Here is a 24,818-nt window from a genome sequence, read left to right as displayed (position 1 = left end):
GCGCCGTGAGCGGGCCGGTCCGGTGATCGGCCCGCCTTCCACGGCTCAGCTCACCCCAACAGCACCGCAGGCGTCGGCTCCGTGATCAGCGCCGCGAACGTGTGCCGGTCCGCCCACCGTCCCGTCGTCCACGCCAGCGCCCGCGCCAACCCCTCCGGGGTGTCCGCCGCGTGGACCACCTCCCCGTCCACCCACCACGGCACCTCGTGCTCCTCGCCCTCCGCGTGGACCACCAGCTCGTCGTGCACCACCACGGTCCCCCGCGGCAGCTCGACGCCCAGCAGCGCGCAGGCCACGCGCACCGCGCCCAGCTCCGCCCACACCACCTCGTCGCCCTCGCTCCGCAGCGACCCCACGACCTCCTCGGACGCCAGCGGCAGCTCCAGCAGCTCCGCCAGCTCCGCCGCCCCGCCGTCCGCCGCGAGCACCTGCTCCCCCGGCAGGACCGCCAGCAGCCACGGCAGGTCCGGCACCACCACGTCGTCCGCCGACACGACCGCCCCGGTCAGCACCCGCACGTGGTCCGGCGGCTCGACGGCCCCCTCCCGCACGTCCGGCGCGACCTCCGCCAGCGCCGCGTGCGCCTTCAGCACCAGCGCGTCCGGCACCACCCGCTCCGCGTCGCCCAACCGCGCCAGCAGGTCGACCACGTCGTCCTCGTCGTGCACCACCAGCTCGGTCCGCACCCCGGCAGCCGCCAGGACGTGCGCGGGCAGCTCGGAGCCCACCGGGTCGTACAGCCCCTCCAGCTCCACCGCCCCCGGCAGCCGCCACGCGCGGGGCGCCCGGCCGTCGATCCGCGCGTACCGCGCCAGCCACCACCCCGCGTACCCGTCGCGCCGCGCGACCGCGCGCCACACCTCGGGGTCGGACGCCATCAGCTCCAGCGCCCTGGTCCACTTCCCCTCGGCCACCAGGTCCAGGTCGCGCACGCCCACCACCCGCGAGGGCGGCTCGTCGGCGGCGTCCCACCAGTCCGCCTCGTCGGCCAGGTCGTGGTCGGGCCCGGTCGGCTCGTCGTCGACCAGCACCGTGAAGCCGTCCGCCGCGCCCACCGCCGACAGCACGTCGCGCGGCCAGTCCGCCGCGAACTCCGCGTCCAGCACGCCGAACGGCGCGTCGTCGGCCAGCACCTCGCGCAGCGGCGCGTCCGGCAGCAGCAGCTCGTCCGCGCGCCGCCAGCCCCCGCCTGCCTCCGGCAGGACCAGCTCGCCCAGCCACGGCCGCCCGCCCGCGCGCGCCACCAGGGACAGGACCCCGTGCACCAGGTCCTCGTCCGGGTCGTCGCCGCTGTGCCGCACGGCGTCGCGGACCGCGTCCGAGTCGAGCACCTCGGCCGCCCCCGCCTCCACCGCGCCCAGGCGCAGCAGCAGCGGGTGCACGGCCTCCGGGTGCGCGACGCGCAGCCCGGTGCGCTCGAAGTCGATCGGCTCGTCCAGCATCAGCACGCCGCGCGGCCCGCTGACCAGCCTGCCGTCCGCGAGCGGCACCGGGAGCGCGCCCAGCTCCTCGCGCGCGGACGAGTCCACGTCGGCCCACGGCTGGAGCGCCGTGTACACGTCGTGCCACCAGCCCGGCTCGCCGCCGATGCCCGCCAGCGCGGCCACCACCTCGGCCACCGGCATCCTCGGCACGTCCAGCGCGGCCAGGGCCCGCGCGTGCTCGGGCAGCACCAGCTCGGCGTCCAGCAGGCCGGGGACCACGTCCTCCAGCAGGTCGACCAGGTCCTCGGACGGCGAGTCCAGCACCTTCGCCCGCCTCGGCGAGGTCCAGCCGCCGTCCGCCTTGGGCAGCCACTCGGCGTCCCGCAGCGCGGCCAGCACGCCCTGCCGCAGCACACCGTCCACTTCGGACAGCGGGAAGCCGGGCAGCGGCACCAGCGCGGTCCGCTCCACGGCGGGCAGCGCGGCCACCAGCGCCGGGTACGCCCGCGCCGCCATGGCCAGCACGTGCTCGGCGGCCGGTCCGACCAGCACCCGGCGGCGGGACGGCTCGACGGGCAGCGTGGCGATCAGGCGCGCGGGCAGGGACAGCTTCTCGTCGGTGGGGGTCGGCGCGTGCAGCACCTCGCCGTCGAGCGCGCCGTCGACCGGGTACGCCCAGCACGCCGACCACACCGGCCGGGACTCGACGCCCTGCACGAAGCGCTCGGGCAGCTCGCCGCCGACCCGGTGCACGAGCCAGGCGCGCTCGCCGTCCGGACCGGTGATCACGACCTTGTCGCCGTCCTCGGCGCGGTCCCAGGCCCGCGACCCGACCTCGACCCGGCGCAGGCCGGGGAGGGCGAGCAGCAGGTCGGGCGCCTGCTCGGCGCACTCGCGCAGCAGGGCGTCGCCGTCCACGGCGGTGAGCGGCAGCCGGACCTCGGTGGCGAAGCCCTCGGGCGGACCGGCCTCGTCGGTCGGCCACACCAGGCGCAGCACGGGCACGTCGCCGCCGCGCTTGGACGCCAGCTCCGGCACGGCCTCGCGGGTGCGCGCGGCGGAGAACGCGACCCCGCCGGACGTGGACACCACGCGCGGCGCGTCGGTCACCGCCAGCACGGCCGCGAAGCCCACGCCGAACTGGCCGACCGCGTCGGAGCTCTTCGCGGAGGCGCGCAGCGACGCGAGCGCCGTCACGCCGTCGGCGGTCAGCGGCGCGCCGGTGTTGGCCGCGCGGAACTCGCCGTCCACGAAGGACAGCCGCAGCACGCCCGGCTCGGCGCCCGCGGCGTCGGCCGCGTTCTGCGCCAGCTCGACCAGCAGCCGGTCGCGGTACCCGCCGAGCCGCAGGTCCTCCTCGGCGTTGGCGTCCTCGCGGAAGCGGGTGGGCGAACCGCGCCAGGCGGCGAGCACCGACTCCCGCAGGGCCTCGGTGCCGAAGTGGTCCGCGCTCACCGGGATGTCGCCCGACCGGAGACCCCGGTGGCGCCGGACCCGTCGGAAACCCGCTCGACCTCGTCCACGGCGCCGGGCGTGTCGCCCTCGCCCGCGGTGGCGCCGCCAGCGGCGGCGTCGGCGGTGTCGTTGTCGGACCGGCCCACGGGCTCGTTCACCTCGACCTCCAGCAGCGCGTCGTCGTACACGACGTCCGCCACCGGCACCGCCGAACCGCCCTCCACCTCGACCTCGGAGTGCGCGCCGCACCCGTACTCGACGTGCACCACGTGCCCGTCCGCGGGCGTCAGCTCGTTGCCGCACACCCCGAACGCCGCCCCGAGCGCCCCGGCGACGCGCAGGTAGAACCCGCAGGTCCCGCACGCGGCGGGCGCGCTGCGCGCCATCTCGCTGCGCGGCCCGAAGTCGCCGCCGCGCCAGCGCTCGGCGGCGTCCAGCACGCCCTCGCGGGAGAGCACGCGCACCCGGCCGAGGCCGACCTCCAGCGCGACCTCCTCGACCGCCGGGTCCTCGGACCCGACGTAGCCGGGCGCGAGCCTGGGGTCGTCGGGGGACGCGGGCAGCAGGTCGCCGACGCCGAGGTCACCGGCGCGGACCCGCTCGTTCCACGGCACCCACTGCGGGGCGACCAGCGCGTCGTTGCCGGGCAGCAGCACGGCCTCGCTGACCGAGACCGGCGAGCCCTCGCCCGCGGTGGCGAGCGTGACGGCCCACCGCCAGCCCCGGTAACCGGCGTGATCGGCCTCGAAGAAGTGGGTGACCGACGTCTCGTCCTCGACGAGGACGCCGACGTGGGCCCCCACGTGCTCCGATCCGGCTTCCTCCTGCGCCGCGTCGCGCGCGAGCCGCACGGCCGCGGGGTCGGCGAGCACTGGCTGGGGCTGCTGAGTCGGCGTGGCGGTCACAGGTGGATTGTGCCGCACGTCTTCGCCGCGCCGCGCACACGTGCCACCCTTTCGGACGTGCGCTGGTTCGAGGTGTCGGTGGTCCCGGTCGTGGTGGTGGCGGTGCTGTCGGGCTGCTCGTCCGGTGGGGACGGTGTTCGGTCGACCGAACCCGCTGGACCGTCCACACCGGCCACGGCGCGCCCGGAGGTCCTGGGAACGATCCCGCACGACCCCGCCGCGTTCACCCAGGGCCTGGAGGTCTCCGGGGACGCGCTCTACGAGGGCACCGGTCTGGAAGGCCGGTCGAGCATCCGCGAGGTCGACCCCGCCACCGGCGAGGTCCGCAGGAAGCTGGACCTGCCGTCGCCGCTGTTCGGCGAGGGGATCACCGTGGTGGGCGAGCGGATCTGGCAGCTCACCTGGCGCGACGGCGTGGCGATCGAGCGCGACCGGGCGTCGCTGGCCGAGGTCCGCCGCGTGCCGTACGAGGGCGAGGGCTGGGGCCTGTGTCTGGACGGCGACCGGCTGGTGATGAGCGACGGCACCGCCGACCTGACCTTCCGCGACCCCGCGACGTTCGAGGAGCGCGGGCGGGTCGCGGTGACGCGCGCCGGGGAGCCGCTGGAGGACCTGAACGAGCTGGAGTGCGTCGACGGCCGGGTGTGGGCGAACGTGTGGCAGACCGACGAGGTGGTGCGGATCGACCCGGTCACCGGCGCGGTCGACCTCGTGGCGGACCTGTCGTCGCTGCGCCCGGAGGGCGTGCCCGCGTCGGACGTGCTGAACGGGATCGCCTCGGTGCCCGGCTCGGACGAGTTCCTGGTCACCGGCAAGAACTGGCCGAGCATGTTCCGGGTGCGCCTCCCCCCGGGCTGAGCGGCGGCGTGCGGCGATCCGCGACAGGCCGCCGCCGTTGCGGCAGGATGGTCGGGATGAGCCCGTCCGACGATCGCGATCACCCGCGGGGGGATCACCCGCGAGAGGACGAGACCCGGCCCGAACGCGGGGGCGCGGGACGGGAGCGCTCGGACAGCGCGCCCTGGGAGACCTACGACCCCGACGGCTACGACCGGCTCAGCCGGGAGCGCGGGCGCGGGCGCGCCGAGCGGGACCACTACGACCGCGAGGCCTACGACGAGCGCGGCCGGGAGCGGGGCGGGGCGGACCGGGACACCGTCCCGACCGGGCAGGCGGGCCCCCGGCGCACCAAGCCGATCCCCGGCCGCGACGAGCGCACCAGGCCCACCCACAAGCCGACCCAGCTGCCCAGGAAGCTGACCGTCACCCGCGTCGCGCTGTACCGGGCGAGGCTGCTGTCCTCGGTGGGCCTCGGCCGGTTGCGCACCGCCGCGCACGCCGACGGCGCCGGGGAGTCCGGCCTGTCCTCGCTCACCTACGCGGTGATGCTGGGCCTGGCCGCCGACGCGGCGCTGGCCGTGGCGCTGGCGAACGCGCTGTTCTTCTCCGCCGGGGTGGACGAGTCCAGGACCCGCGCGGGGCTCTACCTGCTGGTCGCCGCGGTCCCGTTCGCGCTGCTCGCCCCGCTTCTCGGCCCGGCGCTGGACCACCTGCGGCGCGGAAGGCGGTGGGCGCTGGCCGGGTCGTGCGCGCTGCGCGTGGCGGCGGCGGTGGTGCTGGCGCTGCACTTCGACGGCTGGGCGCTGTACCCGGCCGCGCTGGTGAGCGTGCTGCTGTCCCGGTCGTTCACCGCGCTGCGGGAGGCGATCACCCCGGAGGTGCTGCCGCCGGAGGTCGAGCGGGCCAGGGCCGATGCCCGGCTGACGGCGTTCGGGCTGGTCGCGGGCGTGGTGTCCGGGCTGGCGGCGATCGGGCTGGTGAACACGTTCGGCCCGCCGGGCGCGCTGTGGCTCAGCGCCGCGCTGTGCGTGGCGAACACCTGGTGCTGCCTGCGGGTACCGGCGCGCGCGGAGGTCGCCGAGGGCGGGACTCCGGGCGCGAGGGGGCAGGGCGCGGCGGGCCGGGACGCGAAGGGCCCGGATGCGAAGGGCCCGGATGCGAAGGGGCAGGACGCGAAGGGCCGGGAGCGCGGGCGGCGGGCGCTCGGTCGCGCGGTCGTGGCGGCGCTGTGGGCGAACGGGTCGATCCGGGTGCTCGCGGGCTTCCTGGTCCTGTTCGCCGCGTTCCTGGTGCGGGCGGAGGTCGAGTACGACCCGGTCCAGCAGTTGCTGCTGCTCGGCGTGGTCGTGGCGGCGGCGGTCGCGGGCGGGCTGCTGGGCGGCGTGGTCGGCGCGCGGCTCCCGGCGGGCTCGCCGGACCGGGTGCTGATCGGCTGCGTCGGCGCGGCGCTGGCCTCGGCGCTGCTGGCGGCGGCGCTGCCGGGGCTGACGACGGTGGCGGTGGTCGGGCTGGTCGGGGCCGCGGCGGGGACGCTGGCGAAGGCGACCCTGGACGCGGTCGCGCGGGACGAGCTGCCGGAGCGGTCGCCCGCGCTCGTGCGGCCTGAGGCGCTGCTGCGGCTGGGCTGGGTGTTCGGCGGGGCGCTGGGCGTGCTGCTGCCCACCGAGCAGTGGATCGGGTTCGCGGTGGTCTCGCTGCTGCTCGCGCTCGGCCTGGCGCAGGTGGTGCTGACCTGGCGAGGCCGCTCGCTGCTGCCCCGGATCGGCGGGGACCGGCAGGCCGGGGCCGGTGCGGCGGACGGCTGAGCGCACCACGTAGGCTCGGGGGCGTGCGCCGAGCCGTCGTCCTCACCGCGTTGCCGCTGCTCCTGGCCACCGGCTGCGGTGCGCCCCCGCACCCCGAGGTGACCTTCTACGCCGACGGCAGGACCGTCGTGGTCGCGCCGACCCAGTACTGCGACCTCGACTCGGAGAACTGCGACGTGGACCCGTCGGCGGCGGGCGTGCTGCGGGTGCGGCCGGGCAAGCCGGTGCAGATCTCGGTGCCCGCGCAGCTCGCCGACAGCGTGTGGGCGGTGGCGTTCACCTACCGCGACGCGGCCGGGGTGACCCAGGAGCCGATGCGCAGCAAGGTGTTCACGCCGAACAACCCGCAGCACGCGTACACGCTCCAGCTGCCGAACGACACCGACCAGCTGGAGAGCGTCGAGGTGCAGCAGCTGGGCACCCGCATCGAGGGCAGCACGACCGCCGCCGTGGACTTCGTGGCGCGCGGCACGTGGGTGCTGTCCGTGGACGACCGGCAGCGGGGCTGACCGCTCCCCGCGAGACGGCGGAGGCGCCACCCCCTCGGGGACGACGCCTCCGGTCGTCACGGGACGCGGGTCTACGGGTCTACGGGTCGAGGTCCCGCGCGATGGCGCGCAGCGCGTCGGCGACGAGCTTGGCGCTCTTGCGCTCGGGGTAGCGGCTGCGGCGCAGCTCGGGCTGGACCCGCTGCTCCAGCAGCCTGATCAGGTCCTCGATCACCACGTTCAGCTCGTCGGCGGGGCGCCTGCGCGCCTCGGCCACCGACGGCGCCGGGTCGACCAGGCGCACGGACAGGGCCTGCGGCCCCCGGCGCCCCTCGGCCATGCCGAACTCGATGCGCTGACCGGCTTTGAGGGCGTCGACCCCTTCGGGCAGCGCGGACTTCCGCACGTAGACGTCCTCGCCGCCGTCCTGCGTGACGAAGCCGAAGCCCTTCTCCGAGTCGTACCACTTGACCTTGCCGGTCGGCACCGCTCTCACCGTTCCCTTTGCTTCAACATGGCGAACGCGCCCAGGGGCGTGCCCAGGACGCGTTTCACCAGAGTAGCCAGAACGCCTCGACCGGGGCACCTCCAAAAGCGCGACGCGGTCGCGGCTACCCTCGTGGCATGACGACCGCGAGGATGATGCCGCTGGCAGTGGGCCTGTTCGCGATCGGCGTCGTGGCGCTCGTCGCCATGTTCGCCGTCGGCTCGCCGGGTCTCCCCGGCTGGGTCTTCGCCCTCGGCCTGCTGTGCTCGCCCGCGGGCCTGGCGCTCGGCGTGATCACGGTGATCCGCGACTCCAGGCGCCCCCGCGCGCGGCAGGGCTGACGCTTTCCCCTGCGGGGCTCCCGGCTTCTGGGGCGGAGCGCTCGGCTCCTGGGGCGGGACGCCCGGTTTCCTAGGCGGGGCGCTCGGCTTCCAGGGCGGCGCGCCCGGTCGCGCGGAGCCGGTCGGCGTTCTCGCGCAGCCACGCCGGGAAGCCGGTCAGGTCGGGCATGACCACGTCCGCGCCCGCCTCGACCAGCTCCCGCTCGTCGCACGGCCCGGTGACCACGCACACGGACAGCGCGCCTGCGGCCTTCGCGCCGCGCACGTCGCCCACGTGGTCGCCGACGTACGCCGAGGCCCCGTGCAGCTTGAGCGCCTCGGCCTTGCCGGTGGACCAGAGCTCGCCGAACAGGTGGTCGACCTCCCAGTCGAACGCGGCCAGGTGCAGCGCCGCGTTCGCCCGGTACTTGCCGGTGACGACGACGGTGGTCCCGCCCAGCTCGCGCACGGCGTCGAGCGACTCGGCCGCGCCGGGCAGCGCGACGGTCGCCGGGATGACGATCTCCGGGTAGAGCGCGCGGAAGCGGGCGACCAGGACCGGGACGTCCTCCTCGGGCACGCCGTACCCCCGGAACGAGACGTCGAGGGGCGGGCCGAGGTTGGCGGCGAAGTGCGCGCCGTCGATCGGGTAGCCGCTCTCGGCGCGAACCGCCTCCATCACGGCGGCCATGCCCGGCCTGGGGTCGATGAGGGTCATGTCCAGGTCGAAACCGATGGTCAGCGGCACGGGGCCACTCTACGGGCCGGACCACCCCGGCCCGTCGGGCTTGGGAGCGGGGTCACGGCGGGCGGGGCGCGGGAGCACGGCGGCTGGGCCGGGGGCGGCGTCGCGGCGATCGGGCCGGGACGTGGCGTCGCGGGGCGGTGATCGGACTCGGCCGGTCGACCAACCCGGTAACCGGGTGATCACGTGTCTTTACAAGGGGCCCGCGCTCGTGCCAAAACTGTCCGTCGTGACCGAGTTCACCGGGACCGCGCGCCCCGAGGCCACACCGGCGGCGGCACTCCGACCGCCCGCGGCGCCCCCGGTCCCCCGCCGAGCCCCGTGCGGCGAGCCGACCGTCCCCTTAGCCCGCGCCGACGCCCGCCCGCTCGCCCCCGACACCGGGCCGCGCCCGCCCGAAAGCCCTGCCGCGCACGCGCACCAGCCCGAGAGCCACGCCGCGCACCCGCACCAGGGTCTCGCCGCTCCCCCGGACGCAGCCGCACCCCCGGACGCGGCCGCACCCCGCCCCGCCCGCCGGGAACCCGCCACCGCCCCCATCCCCGCCGCCCCGACCGAACCCCCCGGCCCGATCATCGACGCCGCCGTCGCACTCGTCGCCGAGCACGGCGCGCGCGGGCTGCGGGTCGCCGACGTCGCCTCGCGCGCCGGGGTGAGCAGGCAGACCGTCTACAACGAGCACGGCAACAAGCAGCGGCTGGTCGAGGCCGTCGCGCTGGTCAAGACCACCGAGTTCGTGGACGCCGCCCGCGCCTGCCTGGCCCGCGCGCCGGGCGCGGTGGAGGGGGTCGCGGAGGCGGTGCGGCAGGTGCACGCGCTCACCCGGCTCGACCCGCTGGCCCGCTCGGTCCTCACCGGCACCGACGCCGACGACATGCTGCCGATGCTCACCACGCGCGGCGGTTGGGTGCTGGACCTGGTGGTGCCCGCCATCGGCGAGCACCTGGCCAGGCACCGGCCGGACCTGCCGCCCGCGCGCGTCGCGTTCGCGGCGGACGTGCTGACCCGGCTGGCGCTCAGCCACCTGCTGACCCCCGACCACGGCGCCGACGGCGAGGTCGACCGGGCGGTCGACCTCGCCGTCGAGGCCGTGACGGGGGTCGCGGTGGCGCTGCTCGGTCCTAGCCCGCGGTGGGCGGGGTGACGTCCCGGTCCGGCTGCGGGTAGCGCACGCCCAGCCGCGCCACGCCCTCGGCCAGCACGCGCGCGATGGACAGCGAGTCCGCCCAGGACATGTCCGGGCTCTCGGTGTCACCGGCGCGCACCCGGTCGGCCACCTCGCGCAGCTGCGGCACGTACCCGGAGCCCTCCAGCTCGGCGGTGCGCTCCACGTCGTTGATCACGACGCGGGTCGGGCAGTGCGCGGGCTGGTGCAGGTCGATGCGCCCCTCGGTGCCGAACACCGTCGCGTACGAGCCGGGCGAGGTGGTCAGCGTGGAGGTGAGCAGCGCGTGCGCGCCGCTCTCGTAGCCGAGCAGCAGCGCGGCCTCCGCGTCCACCCCGGACGGGGCGAGGGAGCCGGTGACCTGGATGGTCGTCGGGTCGCCGAGCAGCATCTGGGCGATCGAGACCGGGTACAGGCCGAGGTCCATCAGGGACCCGCCGCCCAGCTCCGGGTTCCACAGCCGGTGCCCAGGCTCGAACGGCAGGGCGAAGCCGAAGTCGGCGCGCACGCTGCGCACGTCGCCGATCTCGCCGTCCGCGACGGCCGCGCGGACCTGGCGGATGAGCGGGTTGAACCTGGTCCAGATGGCCTCCATGAGGAACAGGCCCCGCTCGCGGGCCAGCTCGACCAGCTCGCGGGTGTCTTCGACGGTGAGCGTCATGGGCTTCTCGCACAGCACGTGCTTGCCCGCCTCGAGGGCGAGGCGCGCGGCGGACCGGTGCTGCGCGTGCGGCGTGGCGACGTAGACGACGTCCACGTCGGGGTCGGCGACCAGCTCCTCCACGCTGCCGTACGCACGCGGGATGCCGTGCTTGGTGGCGAACTCCCGTGCCCGTTCGAGCTTGCGGGAGGAGACCGCGAGGGCTTCGGAGCCCTCCAGGGCGAGCAGGTCGGCGGTGACGACATCGGCGATGCCACCCGTGGCGACGATTCCCCAGCGAACTGTTCTCAGCACGATGGGTGAGCTTAATCGGGCAGGATGGTGGTATGCGCCTCGTGCTCAACCTCATCTGGCTGGTGATCAGCGGCTTCTGGCTCGCGGTCGGTTACGCGATCGCGGGGGTGATCTGCTGCGTCTTCATCATCACGATCCCCTGGGGGCTCGCCTCGTTCCGCATCGCGAACTACGCGCTGTGGCCGTTCGGCCGGGACGTGGTCGACCGGCACGACGCCGGGGCCGCCTCGCTCCTGGGCAACATCATCTGGATCGTCGTCGCCGGGTGGTGGCTGGCGATCGGGCACATCGTGACCGGCCTCGCCCTGTGCGTCACGATCATCGGCATCCCGATGGGCATCGCGAACTTCAAGCTCATCCCGGTGTCGCTGATGCCGCTGGGCAAGGTCATCGTCGACCGCCCCTGATCGCCCGTCCCCCGCTGAGGCCGGTCGTCGGCCTCAGCGCAGCTCGACCACCAGGCACGGCCCGCCGCTGTACAGGCCCGCGTCGACCGCGAGGACCCGGTCGTCCGCGTACCGCAGCGGGCCGTCGACCTCCTCGGGCATGACGCCGAGCTGGTCGGCGAAGACGCTGTGCCCGTGCACGATCTCGGCGCCGCCCATGAGCTTGAGCAGCTCCCCCGCGACGACCCCGCCCTCGGGGCCGCGGAACGCGTAGCGGGTGGTCATCTTGCGCCAGCACTCCCACCACTGCGCCAGGTCGTCGCCGGTGAGGATCGCGCGCACCGCCTCGTTGACCTCGTCCACGGTGCCGCCCCACTCCAGGTAGGCGAGCGTGTCGGAGTGCATGAGCAGGTGGCCGTCCACCAGGTGCACGACGTCGCGGCTGGTCAGCCACTCGACGTGCTCGGGGGTGAGCCGGTCCTGGTCGCTGCGCAGGCCGCCGTTGAGGTTCCAGCTCTTGGCGAAGCTGCGCGGGGTGGGCGCGCCCGGCACGTCCTCGTCGCCGAAGCGGTGCATCCCGAGCAGCAGGACCTCGTGGTTGCCGACCAGCGAGTCGACCCGCCCGCCGCTCTCGCCCGCCTGCGCGGAGAGCCGCATGACGAGGTCGATGACGCCGATCCCGTCGGGACCGCGGTCGACGAAGTCGCCGAGGAACCACAGCTCCGCGTCACCGCCGCTCCAGTCCCCGGAGTCGTCCACGAGGCCTGCCGCGTTGAGCGCGCGAGTGAGTTCGGCGAGGTGGCCGTGCACGTCGCCGACCACGTAAAGCTGGCGTTCCACACAGCGACGATATGCGACGGCGCGGGGCGGCGCGGGCAAGTCGATCAGATGACCTCCGCGAGCGCCCCGCCGGTCTCACCCGCAGGGGTGATCAACTGCGGGGGTGCTGCCCCGCGACGCGCGGCCGTACCCACGCGCGCCCCGGCGTGAAACCACGGGGCGCGGTGGCGAAGGACACAGGGCGGCGGCGGTCACGGTGGGCGGTGCCGCACGATCGGCGCCGGGGAGCGGGGCGGAAGCGCCGGCCCGCCAGCCCGCCAGCCCGCCAGCCCGCCAGCCCGCCAGCCCGCCAGCCCGCCAGCCCGCCAGCCCGCCAGCCCGCCAGCCCGCCAGCCCGCCAGCCCGCCAGCCCGCCAGCCCGCCAGGACCGGATCATGCCCGCCGAGGCCGGGCGCCATCGGCCAGGGCGAGCGCCGCCAGCAAGGGCAGGGCGTCGTCAGCCCAAGCGGGACGCGGCGAGCGCGGCGCGCGCCAGCCCGGTGCTCCCCCCGACCTCCAGCCGCTCCAGGGGCGCGCGCCGCCACAGCGCCAGGTGCAGCAGCTCCGCCGTCCCGGACAGCGCGCCCTCCGCCCCTCCGCCCGCGCGGACCCGGTCGGCCTCGTCCGCGGTGAGCAGCCGGAGCCCGTCCCCCGCCGACCCGACCGACCGGGTCCGGCCGGTGTCGACGGCCCGCAGCCCCACCACGCCCGGTCGCGCGAGGTCGCCGCCGAGGAGGCGCTCGGTGAACTCGGCCACCCCGTCCTCGGCCGGCTCGGGCGGCGCCGCCAGCGGTTCGCCGACCGCCGCGCGGGCGTCGTGGTGGTGCACCACCAGCTCGTGCGCCACCCTGCGCAGCACCTCGGCCGCCGGGGTCCGCCCGGTCGGCGACCACCAGGCCCACACCGGCGCGCCGTCCTCGACCCGCGCGGACACCGCCCGCGGGCCGTCCGGCCCCGCACCGGCGAACAGCTCGCCGACCTCGCGGCGCACCCCGTCCACGTCGGGCGCGGCGCCACCGGCGGGCAGCGCCGCCGCCCACCACAGCTCGACCTCGGCGACGTGCCGGACCAGGTCGCCCACCAGCCAACCGGGACAGGCGGGCACGGGCGCGTCGAACCGCCCGCGCACCACCGCCTCCAGACCGTCGCCGCGCTCCGCCACCGCCGCGCGCAGATCGATGCCCGCACCGGGACGGTAGCGGCGGCACGTCCCCCGACCGGGTGGTTCGGTGGCGCGCGCCCCGGACGGCGCAGCACACCCCGACGTCCGGACCAGCCCGGATCAGCCCGGACCAGCCCGGACCAGCCCGGACGCCCCGGTCAGCCCAGCTCGCCGAACGGGTCCGCCGAGTGCCCCACCAGGTCCGCGATGGAGTTGAGCACCCGCGTCGGCCGGTACGGGTACAGCTCGGCCGTCGAGTCCGCCGAGATGCCGCTGAGCACCAGGATCGTCCGCAGCCCCGCCTCCAGCCCGGCGCGCACGTCGGTGTCCATCCGGTCGCCGATCATGAGCGTGTTCTCCGAGTGCGCGCCCAGCGCCCGCAGCGCGGACCGCATCATCAGCGAGTTCGGCTTGCCCACGTAGTACGGCTCGCGCCCGGTGGCCCGCTCGATCAGCGCCGCGACCGCGCCCGTCGCGGGCAGCGAGCCCTCGCGCGAGGGGCCGGTGGCGTCCGGGTTGGTGGCGATGAACTTCGCCCCCTCCTCGACCAGCCGGATCGCCTTGGTGATGGCGGTGAAGCTGTAGGTGCGGGTCTCGCCGAGCACCACGTAGTCGGGGTCGCGGTCGGTCAGCACGTAGCCGACCTCGTGCAGCGCCGTGGTCAGCCCGGCCTCGCCGATGACGAAGGCCGAGCCGCCGGGGCGCTGCGAGTCCAGGAACCGGGCGGTGGCCAGCGCGGACGTCCAGATCGCCGTCTCCGGGACCTCCAGACCGGTCCTCGACAGCCGGGCGCGCAGGTCCCTCGGCGTGTAGATGGAGTTGTTCGTCAGCACGAGGAAGGGGATCCCGGCCGCGGTCAGCTCGGCGACGAACTCGCCGGAACCGGGGATCGGGTGCTCCTCGTGCACCAGCACGCCGTCCATGTCCATCAAGTAGTTCCAGCCCATGGCCCCCATGATCCCCGGTTCAGGCGTCGGCCACGCGTCCGCGGACCGCCTCCAGGAGGGCGAGCTGGTAGCGCTCGACCACCGCGCGCTCCTCCGGGGTGAACCGGCGCAGCGCTGCCTCCAGCACCTCGGCGGCCTCCCGGAACAGCACGGCCACCTCACCCGCCCTGGGCCCGGACACCTCGACGAGCACCTTGCGCCGGTCGTGCGGGTCGCGGACGCGGCGCACGTAGCCCGCGCGCTCCAGGCGGTCGATGACGCCGGTCACCGCGCCGGTGGACAGGCCGGAGAGCTCCGCCATCCGCCCGGCCGTGACCGGGACGTCGCCCGCCAGCGCGAGGCCGAGGCACTTCTCGTCCGTCGTGGACAGCCCCATCCGCTCCGCCGCCCTGCCGTGCAGCAGCGCGGTGAGCGCGCCCGTCTCCCGCGCGTGCGCGCTGAACCGCTCCAGTTCCTCGGCGGGGACGTCGTGCTCGCTCATGCGGAGGAATTTAGTCCCCGTCCGGGCAGGCAGAACGACCGCTCTGCCGGTTATGCCCGTTACACCGGGCCGTCCCGGCGGGTGAGCCCATTACCCTGGTCGGGGTGACGGCAGTCGACTTGGGACTACCCGTCGTGCGCAGTGCCCCCCACGTCACCGCACGTCCGGAGTCCCCCTCGCTCATCGACCGGTTCGGTCGGGTGGCGACCGACCTCAGGGTCTCGCTCACCGACAAGTGCAACCTGCGCTGCACCTACTGCATGCCGGCCGAGGGCCTGGACTGGTTGCGGGGGCCCGAGCTGCTCTCCGACGAGGAGCTGGTCAGGGTCATCGGCATCGCGGTGACCCGGCTCGGCGTGACCGACGTGCGGTTCACCGGCGGCGAGCCGCTGCTGCGCAGGGGCCTGGAGGATGTGCTCGCGGCGACCACGGCCCTGGAACCGAGACCGCGCACGTCCATGACGACCAACGGCATCTCGCTGGCGACGCGCGCGGCCGGGTTGAAGGCCGCCGGGCTGGACCGGGTGAACGTGTCGCTGGACACCCTGGACCGCGAGCGGTTCCGGGAGCTGACCAGGCGGGACCGGCTGCCCGACGTGCTGGCGGGGCTCGCCGCGGCGCGCGAGGCCGGACTGGAACCCGTGAAGATCAACTCGGTGCTGATGCGCGGGGTGAACGACGACGAGGCCGTGGCCCTGGTGGAGTTCGCCGTCGAGCACGGCTACCAGCTGCGGTTCATCGAGCAGATGCCGCTCGACCCGCAGCACGGCTGGGACCGGTCGGAGATGGTCACCGCCCAGGAGATCCTGGACGCGCTGGGGACCCGGTTCGCACTGGCCCCGGTGCTCGCGCGCGGCGCCGCGCCCGCCGAGCGGTGGGTGGTCGACGGCGGGCCGTCGGTGGTGGGCGTGATCGCGGCGGTGACCCGGCCGTTCTGCGCGGCCTGCGACCGGACCCGGCTGACCGCCGACGGGCAGGTGCGCAACTGCCTGTTCAGCGGGGCGGAGACCGACCTGCGGGCGCTGCTGCGCTCCGGGGCCTCGGACGAGGAGGTCGCCGAGCGGTGGCGGGGCAACGCCTGGGCCAAGGCCGAGGGGCACGGGATCGACGGGGACGGGTTCGCGCAGCCGGACCGCCCCATGAGCGCTATCGGAGGATGACGTGGTCGAGCTGACCGTCCGCTACTTCGCGGGGGCCCGCGCCGCCGCCGGGGTGCCCGCCGAGACCGTGGCGGTGCCGGGCGCGGGGTCCGGGACGACCGTGGCGCACGTGCTCGACGTGGTGCGCGCGAAGCACGGGGCGAACCTCACCCGCGTGCTGGCGGCGTCGAGCTTCCTGCTGGACGGGATCGCGGTCCGGGACCACGCCGCCGCGGTGTCCGCGGGGGCCGAGCTGGACGTGCTGCCCCCCTTCGCGGGCGGTTGATCACTGGCCCGAAGAGGTGACTCATGACTCACCGACGGTAATTGATATCGGCAAATCTCGGAATGGAAACGGGACGATAACGTACGTCCTGAGCTGCGAAAACACCCGGGTCGACCCGGCCTCGTGAAACGTTACAGTGACTGCCGTCACAGTCCAGAACGTTTGGCGAGCCGGTCCACGGCTACGTACGGTCGCTTCTCGGTTGGCCCCGACCAACCAGCGAGACCCGGGAGACCGCGCCTGAACCCCGTCCTGCGGCCCCCGGCACACACCCCGAGCGAGAGACATCCGCCGGGCGGGGGCGGGGGACACCGGGCCCGAATCCGGAGTCCCCAGTGGCAGGGCAGCGGGCTGAGAGGCAGATGGCGGTTTACCGAGGCAAGCACCGTTTCCAGTCCCTCCGCGCCAACGCGGCCGTTCGCGGCATCGCGAAGGTGGCGGTGGCGGGCGTCATCGTCGGCGCCCCGCTGGCCATGGCGGGCACGGCGTCCGCCCAGGGCTCCGGCGTGAACTGGGACGCCGTCGCGGCGTGCGAGAGCGGCGGCAACTGGAGCATCAACACCGGCAACGGGTACTACGGCGGCCTGCAGTTCAGCCCGTCGACCTGGAGCAGCCACGGCGGTTCCGGGATGGCCAACCAGGCATCCAGGGCCGAGCAGATCCGCGTGGCCGAGAACGTCATGAAGACCCAGGGCATCGGCGCCTGGCCCGTCTGCGGCCCCAAGGGCCTCGGCGGCGGCGCGGCCCCGGCACGCACCGCGCCAGCGCCCCAGCAGGCGGCGCCCGCGCCCCAGAAGCAGTCGACGCCGCAGAAGCGCGCGACGGCCCCGGTCCAGCAGCAGGCGGCCCCCGTGGTCGTGGCGCTGCCCCAGAGCAACCCGAACGGCGACTACGAGATCAAGGCGGGGGACACCCTGTCGAAGATCGCCTCGGAGCTGAAGGTCGAGGGCGGGTGGGCCAAGCTGCACGAGCTGAACAAGCAGTACATCCCGAACGCCGACCTGATCATGTCCGGCATGAAGATCGCCACCAAGTGACCGGTCGCTCGCGCGGAGCGTGAGCGAGGCTTGCTCGCGCGGAGCGTGAGCAAGGATCTCGCCAATGGCGCAGCCGAGACGAACTGCCCGGCGAGCTGACCCGCAGGCCCCGATGACGGCGGCCCTGCGACGTCGAGGAACCCCCGACGCCCTTCCCCTCAGGCGGCGTCGGGGGTTCCCGCGTTCTCGGGGGTCCGCGTTGTCAGGAGTTTTCCGGCGTTGCCGGGGCCTCCCGCGCTCCCAGGCCGCGCACGGTCGGGTCACCGGACCTCTCGGGTTTTCCGCTCAGCTCGCCCGGCGCGCAGCCGTTCCCAGGAGTGCGCCCGCCGAGCAGGAGACCCCCACTTCGGGCGCGTCCGGTCCCCACCGCACACCCCGCACGTGAACCGCGTCGCGAGCGCGACCTCGGCGAGATCCCCCGAGGCCGCGCTCCTGGCGCGCTCAGGGGCAGTTGACCCACTCGTCGCTGCCGTCGGCGAAGACCTGCCGCTTCCACACCGGGAGCCTGCGCTTCACCTCGTCGACGAGCTCCGAGCACACCGCGAACGCCGCGCCCCGGTGCGCCGCCGAGACGGCCACCGCCAGCGCCACGTCGCCGATCGCCAGCGGTCCCACGCGGTGCGACACCGCGACCGCGCGGACGCCCTCGAAGCGCCCCGCCACGTCCGACACCACCTCGGCCACGACGTCGCCCGCGCTCGGGTGCCCGTGGTACTCCAGCTCCCGCACCGACCGCCCGTGGTCGTGGTCGCGCACGACGCCCGAGAACGTCACCACCGCCCCCGCCGACGCGTGCTCCACGAGCTTCGCGTGCTCGTCGACCGAGATCGGGTCCTCGGTCACGGCCGCCCGCAGCACCTCGGTCACCGGTGATCACCTCCACCAACCTGCTCGACCGCGTGCTCCAGCACGGCGTCGAGCACAGCCAAACCGTCCTTCACCCCGCCGGTGGATCCCGGCAGGTTCACCACCAGTGTGCGTCCGGCGACCCCGGCGACGCCGCGCGAGAGCACCGAACCGGGCACGGCGGGCCAGCCCGACGTCCGGATGGCGTCGGCCAGTCCGGGGACCTCGAAGTCCAGCACCGACCGGGTCGCCTCGGGCGTGCGGTCGGTGGGGCTGATGCCGGTGCCGCCGGTGGTGATCACCACCGCGACCCCGTCGGCGACCGCCGCGCGCAGCGCCTCGGCCACCGGCTCGCCGTCCGGCACGACCGCCGGGTCCGGCACGTCGTAGCCGCGCTCGCGCAGCCACCCGACGATCAGCGGCCCGCCCCGGTCGGCGTACACCCCGGCCGAGGCCCGGTTGGACGCCGTCACCACGCGGGCCGCCCTCGGCGCGCTCACGCGGGGCGCTCCCACAGGCCGGTCTTGCCGCCCTCCTTGCGCTCGACCCGCACCGCGTCCATGCTCGCGGCCGGGTCGACGGCCTTCACCATGTCGTGCAGCGCGAGCCCGGCGACGGACACTGCGGTCAGCGCCTCCATCTCCACGCCGGTCCGGTCGGCGGTGCGCACGGTCGCGGTGACCCGCACCTCGGCCTCGCCCAGCTCCAGGTCGACCTTGACGCCCGACAGCGCGATGGGGTGGCACAGCGGCACCAGCTCCGAGGTGCGCTTGGCGGCCATGATCCCGGCGATGCGGGCGGTGGCCAGCGCGTCGCCCTTGGGCAGGTCGTCGGCGGCCAGCAGGCGCACGACCTCGGCCGTGGTGCGCAGCACCCCGGTGGCCACGGCGGTGCGGGCGGTGGCCGGCTTGTCGGTGACGTCGACCATGCGCGCCGCGCCGCTCGCATCGATGTGGGTGAACTGGCTCATGGCCCGATGCTAGGCAACACCGCCCGCGCACCCCGCCACCGACCTGCCCTCCGGGCCCGCGCGTCCCCGGACCGGTCGACACCGGAAGGGGGACGCCGCCCCGCGCCGTCCACTTCGGACCCCGGCGGACCGAACCCGCGGGCACCGGGAACCGCGGCCCGAACGCGCGTCGCCGGGACGCCCTCGGGCGCCCCGGCGACGTGGTCGCACCGGAAGAGCGGGCCGGGGCCCGCCCCCGGCTCAGGCCCGCTCGGCCGCCTTCAGCTCGGACGCGACCTTGCGCACGGCCTCCGCGACGGCGGGCGCGACCGTGGTGTCGAACACGCTCGGCACGATGAACGACGCGTTCAGCCGGTCCCCGTCCACCACGTCCGCGATCGCCGTGGCGGCGGCCAGCAGCATCTCGTCGGTGATGGTGTTGGCGTTCGCGTCGAGCAGCCCCCGGAACACGCCGGGGAACGCCAGGACGTTGTTGATCTGGTTCGGGAAGTCGCTGCGCCCGGTGGCCACGACGGCGGCGTGCTTCTGCGCCTCCATCGGGTCGATCTCCGGGTCCGGGTTGGCCAGCGCGAACACGATCGCGTCGCTGTTCATGGTCGCGACCTGCTCGGCGCCGAACAGGTTCGGCGCGGAGACGCCGATGAACACGTCCGCGCCCACGAGCGCGTCGTGCAGCCTGCCGGAGACGTTCTCCTTGTTCGTGCTCTCCGCGACGGACGCCAGGTTCGGGTCCATGCCCGGCCGGTCGCGGTGCACGATGCCGTCCACGTCGACCGCGACGACGTCGCCGGGGGTCTGCTTGAGCAGCAGGCGGATGATCGCCGAGCCCGCCGCGCCGACGCCGCAGACCACGATCTTGCACTCGGAGATGTCCTTGCCGACCACGCGCAGCGCGTTGCGCAGGGCGCCGACGACGACGATCGCCGTGCCGTGCTGGTCGTCGTGGAACACCGGGATGTCGAGCTTCTCCCGCAGCCGGGCCTCGATCTCGAAGCAGCGCGGCGCGGCGATGTCCTCCAGGTTGATGCCGCCGTACACGGGGGCGATCAGCTCGACGGCGCGGATGATCTCCTCGGTGTCCTGGGTGTCCAGGCAGACCGGCCAGGCGTCGACGCCCGCGAACTTCTTGAACAGCGCGGCCTTGCCCTCCATCACCGGCAGCGCGGCGGCGGGGCCGAGGTTGCCCAGGCCCAGCACGGCGGAGCCGTCCGTGACGACCGCCACGGTGTTGCGCTTGATGGTGAGGCGGCGCGCGTCCTCGGGGTTCTCCGCGATGGCCTGGCACACGCGGGCGACGCCGGGCGTGTAGGCGCGGGAGAGGTCGTCGCGGTTGCGCAGCGGCACCTTCGACGAGATCTCGATCTTGCCGCCGAGGTGGACCAGGAAGGTCCGGTCGGAGACCTTGCGCACGACGATCCCCGGCAGCTGCTCCAGGGTGTCGGTGATGTCCTTGGCGTGGTTCGCGGACAGCGCGTTGCAGGTGAGGTCGATGATCACCCGGTCGTTGTGGGACTCCACGACGTCGAACGCGGTGATGACGCCACCAGCCCGGCCGACGGCGGAGGTCAGGTCTCCCGCAGCGCTCGCCGAGGGCGGCGCCTCCAGGCGAACGGTGATCGAGTAACCAGGGCCGGGGACCGGCATCGGGAATCCTCCGAGTTCGGGGCTGCTCAAACTGGTGAGCGAGAGTAGTCCCGACCGGTTTCCGGAACGCGCGCGGCTCGCGTTCGCCGCGCGCGAACCGACCTTCTAGCGGTTGATCGTGGTGCTCGGGTGGTGGTAGCCGAGCTCCTCCAGCGGCTGGGGGAAGGCGGTGCCGCCGAACGGGGACAGCGCGCCCTGCACGTCGCTGGCCAGCTCGCTCACGGCGTGCTTGTGGCCGGCGGGCGCCTCCGGCCATTGGGGGTCGATTCGCTCCGGGCGGGCCTTGGCCACGATTCCTCCTCGGTGGTGCCTACGTCGTGGTCAAGTGTGCCCCACCGGCATATACCGTGGTGAAGATGTCCGGCACCACACTCGCCGACTGGCTGCGCGCCCAGGACGACAAGGTCCTGGTCGCGCTGCTGCGCGCACGCCCCGACCTGGCCACTCCCCCGCCCGCCGACACCTCGGTCCTGGCCACCCGGCTGGGGTCCCGCTCCTCGGTCGCGCGGGCCTGCGAGGACCTGGACTCGCTGGCGCTGACCGCGCTGGAGGCGCTGCTGGTGCTGGACGCCGACCGCGCCCCGGTCCCGATCTCCGCGCTGCGCGCCCTGTTCAAGCCGCACCGGGTGACGGTCGCCCGACCGGTGGCGCTGCTGCGCTCGCGCGGGCTGCTGTGGGGCCCGGACTCGGCGCTGCGCGTCCCGGCCTCGGCCCGCGACGCGGTCTCGCCGTTCCCGTGCGGCCTCGGCCGTTCGGCGCCGTCGCTGGCGGACGTGGACCTGTCCGGGCTGGACGAGGGCGAGTCGCGGGTGCTGGCCGCGCTGGCGACCGGGCGGCCGACCGGCCAGACCAAGGACGCCGCGCACGTGGTGTCGCTGGAGCGGGCGACCAGCCCCATCCAGAAGCTGCTCGCGCGCGGCCTGCTGGTGCGTCGCGACCAGTCCACCGTGGAGCTGCCCCGCGAGGTGGGGCTGGCCGTGCGCGGCGACCGGCCGCTCGGGGACGTGGTCGCCGAGGAGCCCGCGCTGCGCACCCAGGCGCTCGACCCCGGCCGGGTGGACGGCACCGGCGCGGGCGCGGTGCTGGAGCTGGTCCGGCACGTGGAGGGGCTGGTCGGGTCCTGGTCGCAGGAGCCGCCCGCCGTGCTGCGCTCCGGCGGGCTGGGCGTGCGCGAGCTGCGCCGGGTGGCCAAGGACCTGGACGTGACCGAGGAGCGGGCCGCGCTGCTGGTGGAGCTGGCGGTGGCCGCGGGCCTGGTCGGCGACAGCGCGGGCCTGGAGCCGGAGTGGGTGCCGACCGCGCAGGCCGACCCGTGGCTGGCCGCCGGGCCCGAGCAGCGCTGGGCGGTGCTCGCGCAGGCGTGGCTGGAGCTGGGCAGGCTGCCGGGGCTGGTCGGCGGGCGCGACGACCGCGACCGGCCGCTGAACCCGCTGGCCCCCGAGCTGGCGCGGGCCGCCGCGCCCAAGGACCGCAGGCGGGTGCTGGAGGCGCTGGCCGAGCTGGAGCCGGGCACCGCCGTGCCGGACGTGGCCGGGCTGGCCGCGACGCTGGCCTGGCGGGCGCCCCGCCGCGGCGGGAGGCTGCGCGACGAGCTGGTGCGCTGGACCGTCGAGGAGGGCACCGCGCTGGGCGTGCTCGCGCTCGGCGCGGCGACCGGCGCGGGTCGCGCGCTGCTCGGCGAGGGCGCGGCGGCGGCGGCGAAGCGGCTGGCCGACGCGCTGCCCGACCCGGTCGACCACGTGCTCGTGCAGGCCGACCTGACCGTGGTGGCCCCCGGCAGGCTGGAGCCGGAGCTGGCCGGGGAGATGGCGCTGGTCGCCGACGTCGAGTCGGCCGGTCACGCCACCGTGTACCGGGTGGACGAGCGGACCGTGCGGCGGGCGCTCGACTCCGGGCGCACCGCCGACGACCTGCACGAGCTGTTCCGCTCGCGCTCCCGCACGCCGGTCCCCCAGTCGCTGACCTACCTGGTGGACGACACCGCCCGCAAGCACGGGCGGCTGCGCGGCGGCCCCGCCGGGTCGTTCCTGCGCTGCGACGACCCGGTGCTGGTGGCCGAGGTGCTCGCGCACCCCGCGTCGGACGCGCTGGAGCTGCGCCGGATCGCGCCGACCGTGCTGGTGTCGCCGCTGCCGCTGGCCGAGGTGCTGGCCGGGCTGCGCGGCGCGGGCTTCGCGCCGGTCGCCGAGGACGCGGGCGGGCAGGTGGTCGACCTGCGGGCGGGCGGGCGGCGGATCACCGGCCGGGGCAGGCGGAAGTCGCCGCCCCCTCCGACGGCCTCGCCGGAGCAGCTGGCGGAGCTCGTCCGGCAGCTCCGAGCGGGTGATCGGGCGGCCACGACTACCGCGGGTGCACGGGTGACGGTTCCAGGGAACCTCGGATCGGGGCCGTCGGTGACCCTGGCGGTGCTCCAGCAGGCCGCCCGAGAGGGTGGCGAGGTGCTGGTGGACTTCGTGGACGGGCACGGCACCGCCGCCAGCCGGGTGATAAAGCCGCAGGTGGTGGGTGGTGGAGTCCTGGAAGGGGTGGACGTCGGCTACGGAGAGGTGCGGCGCTTCCCGCTGCACCGGATCACCTCGGTGGCGATCGTCCACAAGTGACAGTCAGTCATCCCTGATCGACGGAACTTGATCACCCTCCGGTGATCGCCATTACCTCTAGCGTCTGAACGGGCGTTCCCGTGCGCCCAAACAGACCATTCATGAGGAGTAATCGCATGGCGATCTTCCGAAGGGGAGCGCTCGTGCTCGCGGTTGCCGCCGCGACATGTGCCTTCTCCGCCGGCAACGCCCTGGCCACACCCGTCGCCCCTGAGGCGTCGACCGGGGCCGAGGCCGAGCGGACCGCGCCCGGTGCCACCGAGCGCCTGCTCGACCTGGACGGGGACATCGACCTGTCCCTGTCGCTCGGCGGTGACGACCACTGGTGCCACTGGTGGACCCTGGACGACCTGCAGGACGTGCTCGGCGACTCGCCCGTGTGGTCCGTCGGAGACCTGGAAGACCTGCTCGACGGCACCACGGTCGTGCTCGACCCGTCCGACCTGGACGACCTGTTCGACAACGTGCTCGACCACACCCACGCGGTGGACGTGGACGACCTGCTCGGCGGCAACGGCCTGCTGGGCGACATCGACCTGGACGTCGACGCCGTGCTCGGCTCGGGCGGCGGCCTGCTCGACCTGGGCGACCTGCTCGGCGACGGCGACCTGCTCGGCGACGACCTGCTCGACCTGGACGCGGTCCTCGACCTCGACCTGAACAGCGGGAACGACGGCCTCCTCGGCGGCCTGCTCGGTGACGGCGACGGCCTGCTCGGCATCGACGGCCTGCTGGACGACGGCCTGCTCGACCTGGACGCGGTCCTCGACCTCGACCTCGACGGCCTGCTCGACCTGGACGACCTGCTCGACATCGACCTGGACGCCGACGTCGACGCCGACCTCAGCATCGGTGGCGGCAACGACGGCGTGATCGTGCTCCCCGGCACCGGCTCGGGCTCCGGCCTGCCGAGCCTGCCCGGCGTCAGCGGCGGTGACAGCACCAGCGGTGGCGACACCGCGCCGGGCACCGTCGTGCCCGGCGCCACGCTGCCCGGCGCCGTCACCGGCCTGCCCGGCACCGTCACCGACACCGTCGAGGACGTGACCGACGCGGTCGGCGGCATCGGCGAGGTCGCCGGTGACGCGGGCGAGGTCGCGGGCGACCTGACCGACACCGCGGGCGACATCGTGTCCGGCGCGGGCGACCTGGTCTCCGGCGCGGGCGACATCGTCGACACCGCCACCACCGGTGTGCAGGACGTGCTCTCGGGCGCGAGCAACGCCGTGACCAGCGCGACCGACCTGGCCAGCAGCATCGCCCAGGCCGCGACCAACCCGATCACCTCGATCGCGGGCTCGAACCCGGCCACCGCGCCGACCCTGCCCGCCGTCACCGCGCCGACCGCCCCGGTCGCGTCCAACCCGCTCGGCACCGTGACGAGCGCCGTCGGCTCGGTCCTGGGCTCGGTCAAGCCCGTCACCGCCACCGTGTCCGGCAGCGGCTCGCTGACCGGCTCGCTGACCGGCGGCGACTCCAAGGAGGGCGTCCCCGCCCAGCAGCAGCCGGTGGAGCAGGCCGTGGAGGCCGTGCAGCCCGCCGTCGCCGAGGTCGCGCCCGCCGCGACCGACATCGTGATGACCACCACCGCCGCCCCGATGGCCGAGGCGCAGGAGGACGTCACCGAGGTCGCCTCCGACGGCAGGCTGAGCGCCGCCGAGTGGCTGTGGCTGATCCACCACCACGACAACGACGGTCTGCTGGGCGACCTGCTCGACGACCTGCTGGGTCTCGACCTGGACATCGACGCCGACGTCGACCTCGACCTCGGTGGCCACGGCCACGGCGGTCTGCTGGGTCTGGGCGGCCACCACGGCGGCCTGCTCGGCGGGCTGCTGAACATCGGCGGCTGACCGAGCCGTCAGGAACCGCTAGAACCGCCAGAACGCTGAAGGGCGGCTCCCCACTGGGG

23 protein-coding genes and 1 pseudogene are annotated in these 24,818 nt (G+C 75.1%); 11 read left to right on the top strand and 13 right to left on the bottom strand.

The genetic code is table 11. The annotated features are described in order from the left end of the window. Positions 1 to 50: 50 nt before the first annotated feature. A complete protein-coding gene (locus AMIR_RS39905) occupies positions 51 to 2,879 on the bottom strand; it encodes a sacsin N-terminal ATP-binding-like domain-containing protein (RefSeq protein ID WP_012783116.1) in 2,829 nt (942 codons plus the stop codon). Beyond that, complete coding sequence (locus AMIR_RS02445) at positions 2,876 to 3,784, bottom strand: DUF3027 domain-containing protein (protein ID WP_143760622.1); 909 nt, start codon at positions 3,782 to 3,784, stop codon at positions 2,876 to 2,878. The genes AMIR_RS39905 and AMIR_RS02445 overlap by 4 nt, the downstream gene beginning before the upstream one ends. A gap of 57 nt (positions 3,785 to 3,841) precedes the next feature. On the opposite strand from AMIR_RS02445, the gene AMIR_RS02440 reads away from it, so the two are divergent. Genes AMIR_RS02440 through AMIR_RS02430 form a run of 3 tightly spaced genes read left to right on the top strand, consistent with a single transcriptional unit; the run spans position 3,842 to position 6,938 of the window. After that, the gene (locus tag AMIR_RS02440) at positions 3,842 to 4,642 is read left to right on the top strand and encodes a glutaminyl-peptide cyclotransferase (protein ID WP_276145713.1); all 801 of its coding nucleotides are present in this window, start codon (positions 3,842 to 3,844) and stop codon (positions 4,640 to 4,642) included. A gap of 56 nt (positions 4,643 to 4,698) precedes the next feature. Next, positions 4,699 to 6,429 carry an MFS transporter gene (locus AMIR_RS02435; protein ID WP_012783113.1) on the top strand — a complete coding sequence of 577 codons (1,731 nt, stop codon included), beginning with the start codon at positions 4,699 to 4,701 and terminating at the stop codon, positions 6,427 to 6,429. A 23-nt stretch (positions 6,430 to 6,452) separates the two neighbouring features. Next, on the top strand, positions 6,453 to 6,938 hold the full coding sequence (locus tag AMIR_RS02430; protein WP_012783112.1) for a DUF2771 family protein: 486 nt from the start codon (positions 6,453 to 6,455) through the stop codon (positions 6,936 to 6,938). Positions 6,939 to 7,017: 79 nt separating this feature from the next. Here the strand turns inward: AMIR_RS02430 and AMIR_RS02425 are convergent, their stop codons facing one another. Beyond that, the gene (locus tag AMIR_RS02425; RefSeq protein WP_041836530.1) at positions 7,018 to 7,404 is read right to left on the bottom strand and encodes a cold-shock protein; all 387 of its coding nucleotides are present in this window, start codon (positions 7,402 to 7,404) and stop codon (positions 7,018 to 7,020) included. Positions 7,405 to 7,541: 137 nt separating this feature from the next. On the opposite strand from AMIR_RS02425, the gene AMIR_RS38650 reads away from it, so the two are divergent. Beyond that, positions 7,542 to 7,745, top strand: coding sequence for a hypothetical protein (locus AMIR_RS38650; RefSeq protein ID WP_012783110.1), 204 nt, complete (start codon positions 7,542 to 7,544; stop codon positions 7,743 to 7,745). A 70-nt stretch (positions 7,746 to 7,815) separates the two neighbouring features. Here the strand turns inward: AMIR_RS38650 and AMIR_RS02415 are convergent, their stop codons facing one another. Next, complete coding sequence (locus AMIR_RS02415; protein WP_012783109.1) at positions 7,816 to 8,472, bottom strand: HAD family hydrolase; 657 nt, start codon at positions 8,470 to 8,472, stop codon at positions 7,816 to 7,818. Positions 8,473 to 8,698: 226 nt separating this feature from the next. On the opposite strand from AMIR_RS02415, the gene AMIR_RS35245 reads away from it, so the two are divergent. After that, the gene (locus AMIR_RS35245; RefSeq protein WP_049796729.1) at positions 8,699 to 9,613 is read left to right on the top strand and encodes a TetR/AcrR family transcriptional regulator; all 915 of its coding nucleotides are present in this window, start codon (positions 8,699 to 8,701) and stop codon (positions 9,611 to 9,613) included. On the opposite strand, the gene AMIR_RS02405 is transcribed toward AMIR_RS35245, so the two are convergent. After that, positions 9,591 to 10,589: a Gfo/Idh/MocA family protein gene (locus tag AMIR_RS02405; RefSeq protein WP_012783107.1), complete on the bottom strand. Its 999-nt coding sequence runs from the start codon at positions 10,587 to 10,589 to the stop codon at positions 9,591 to 9,593. The two genes, AMIR_RS35245 and AMIR_RS02405, sit on opposite strands and share 23 nt — an antisense overlap. Positions 10,590 to 10,621: 32 nt before the next feature. Here AMIR_RS02405 and AMIR_RS02400 point away from each other — a divergent pair, with 32 nt between their 5' ends. Then, positions 10,622 to 10,996, top strand: coding sequence for a YccF domain-containing protein (locus AMIR_RS02400; RefSeq protein ID WP_012783106.1), 375 nt, complete (start codon positions 10,622 to 10,624; stop codon positions 10,994 to 10,996). 33 nt (positions 10,997 to 11,029) lie between these two features. On the opposite strand, the gene AMIR_RS02395 is transcribed toward AMIR_RS02400, so the two are convergent. From AMIR_RS02395 to AMIR_RS02380, 4 genes are all read right to left on the bottom strand, one after another. Next, complete coding sequence (locus AMIR_RS02395) at positions 11,030 to 11,815, bottom strand: metallophosphoesterase (RefSeq protein ID WP_041836528.1); 786 nt, start codon at positions 11,813 to 11,815, stop codon at positions 11,030 to 11,032. Positions 11,816 to 12,251: 436 nt separating this feature from the next. Next, entirely contained in the window at positions 12,252 to 12,956 is a 705-nt protein-coding gene (locus AMIR_RS02390; protein ID WP_012783104.1) for a maleylpyruvate isomerase family mycothiol-dependent enzyme, read from the bottom strand. Between the two features lie 158 nt (positions 12,957 to 13,114). After that, positions 13,115 to 13,903 (bottom strand): HAD-IIA family hydrolase, encoded by a 789-nt coding sequence (locus AMIR_RS02385; RefSeq protein WP_012783103.1) that lies wholly within the window; start codon positions 13,901 to 13,903, stop codon positions 13,115 to 13,117. A 19-nt stretch (positions 13,904 to 13,922) separates the two neighbouring features. Next, complete coding sequence (locus AMIR_RS02380) at positions 13,923 to 14,384, bottom strand: MarR family winged helix-turn-helix transcriptional regulator (RefSeq protein ID WP_012783102.1); 462 nt, start codon at positions 14,382 to 14,384, stop codon at positions 13,923 to 13,925. A 104-nt stretch (positions 14,385 to 14,488) separates the two neighbouring features. Here AMIR_RS02380 and moaA point away from each other — a divergent pair, with 104 nt between their 5' ends. The 3 genes from moaA (at position 14,489) to AMIR_RS02365 (ending at position 16,846) form a co-directional block, all read left to right on the top strand. Next, on the top strand, positions 14,489 to 15,544 hold the full coding sequence (gene moaA / locus AMIR_RS02375) for a GTP 3',8-cyclase MoaA (protein WP_049796728.1): 1,056 nt from the start codon (positions 14,489 to 14,491) through the stop codon (positions 15,542 to 15,544). A 1-nt stretch (position 15,545) separates the two neighbouring features. After that, entirely contained in the window at positions 15,546 to 15,809 is a 264-nt protein-coding gene (locus AMIR_RS02370; RefSeq protein WP_012783100.1) for a MoaD/ThiS family protein, read from the top strand. A gap of 362 nt (positions 15,810 to 16,171) precedes the next feature. Beyond that, the gene (locus AMIR_RS02365) at positions 16,172 to 16,846 is read left to right on the top strand and encodes a LysM peptidoglycan-binding domain-containing protein (RefSeq protein ID WP_012783099.1); all 675 of its coding nucleotides are present in this window, start codon (positions 16,172 to 16,174) and stop codon (positions 16,844 to 16,846) included. Between the two features lie 441 nt (positions 16,847 to 17,287). Here the strand turns inward: AMIR_RS02365 and AMIR_RS43025 are convergent. From AMIR_RS43025 to AMIR_RS02340, 4 genes and pseudogenes are all read right to left on the bottom strand, one after another. Continuing rightward, a pseudogene (locus tag AMIR_RS43025) lies at positions 17,288 to 18,168 on the bottom strand (molybdenum cofactor biosynthesis protein MoaE). 20 nt (positions 18,169 to 18,188) lie between these two features. Then, complete coding sequence (gene moaC, locus AMIR_RS02350) at positions 18,189 to 18,662, bottom strand: cyclic pyranopterin monophosphate synthase MoaC (RefSeq protein WP_012783096.1); 474 nt, start codon at positions 18,660 to 18,662, stop codon at positions 18,189 to 18,191. Positions 18,663 to 18,902: 240 nt separating this feature from the next. Continuing rightward, complete coding sequence (locus AMIR_RS02345) at positions 18,903 to 20,306, bottom strand: NAD-dependent malic enzyme (RefSeq protein ID WP_012783095.1); 1,404 nt, start codon at positions 20,304 to 20,306, stop codon at positions 18,903 to 18,905. Between the two features lie 105 nt (positions 20,307 to 20,411). Beyond that, the gene (locus AMIR_RS02340; RefSeq protein ID WP_012783094.1) at positions 20,412 to 20,597 is read right to left on the bottom strand and encodes a hypothetical protein; all 186 of its coding nucleotides are present in this window, start codon (positions 20,595 to 20,597) and stop codon (positions 20,412 to 20,414) included. A gap of 65 nt (positions 20,598 to 20,662) precedes the next feature. On the opposite strand from AMIR_RS02340, the gene AMIR_RS02335 reads away from it, so the two are divergent. Then, positions 20,663 to 22,906: a helicase-associated domain-containing protein gene (locus AMIR_RS02335; RefSeq protein ID WP_012783093.1), complete on the top strand. Its 2,244-nt coding sequence runs from the start codon at positions 20,663 to 20,665 to the stop codon at positions 22,904 to 22,906. A gap of 116 nt (positions 22,907 to 23,022) precedes the next feature. After that, positions 23,023 to 24,759: a hypothetical protein gene (locus AMIR_RS02330; protein ID WP_012783092.1), complete on the top strand. Its 1,737-nt coding sequence runs from the start codon at positions 23,023 to 23,025 to the stop codon at positions 24,757 to 24,759. The last annotated feature ends 59 nt before the right edge of the window (positions 24,760 to 24,818 follow it).

This window comes from Actinosynnema mirum DSM 43827 (genome assembly GCF_000023245.1).
GTDB classification, from domain to species: domain Bacteria; phylum Actinomycetota; class Actinomycetes; order Mycobacteriales; family Pseudonocardiaceae; genus Actinosynnema; species Actinosynnema mirum.
Note: the sequence above shows the minus strand (reverse complement) of the source record. Positions and strands in the feature narration are given on the sequence as shown.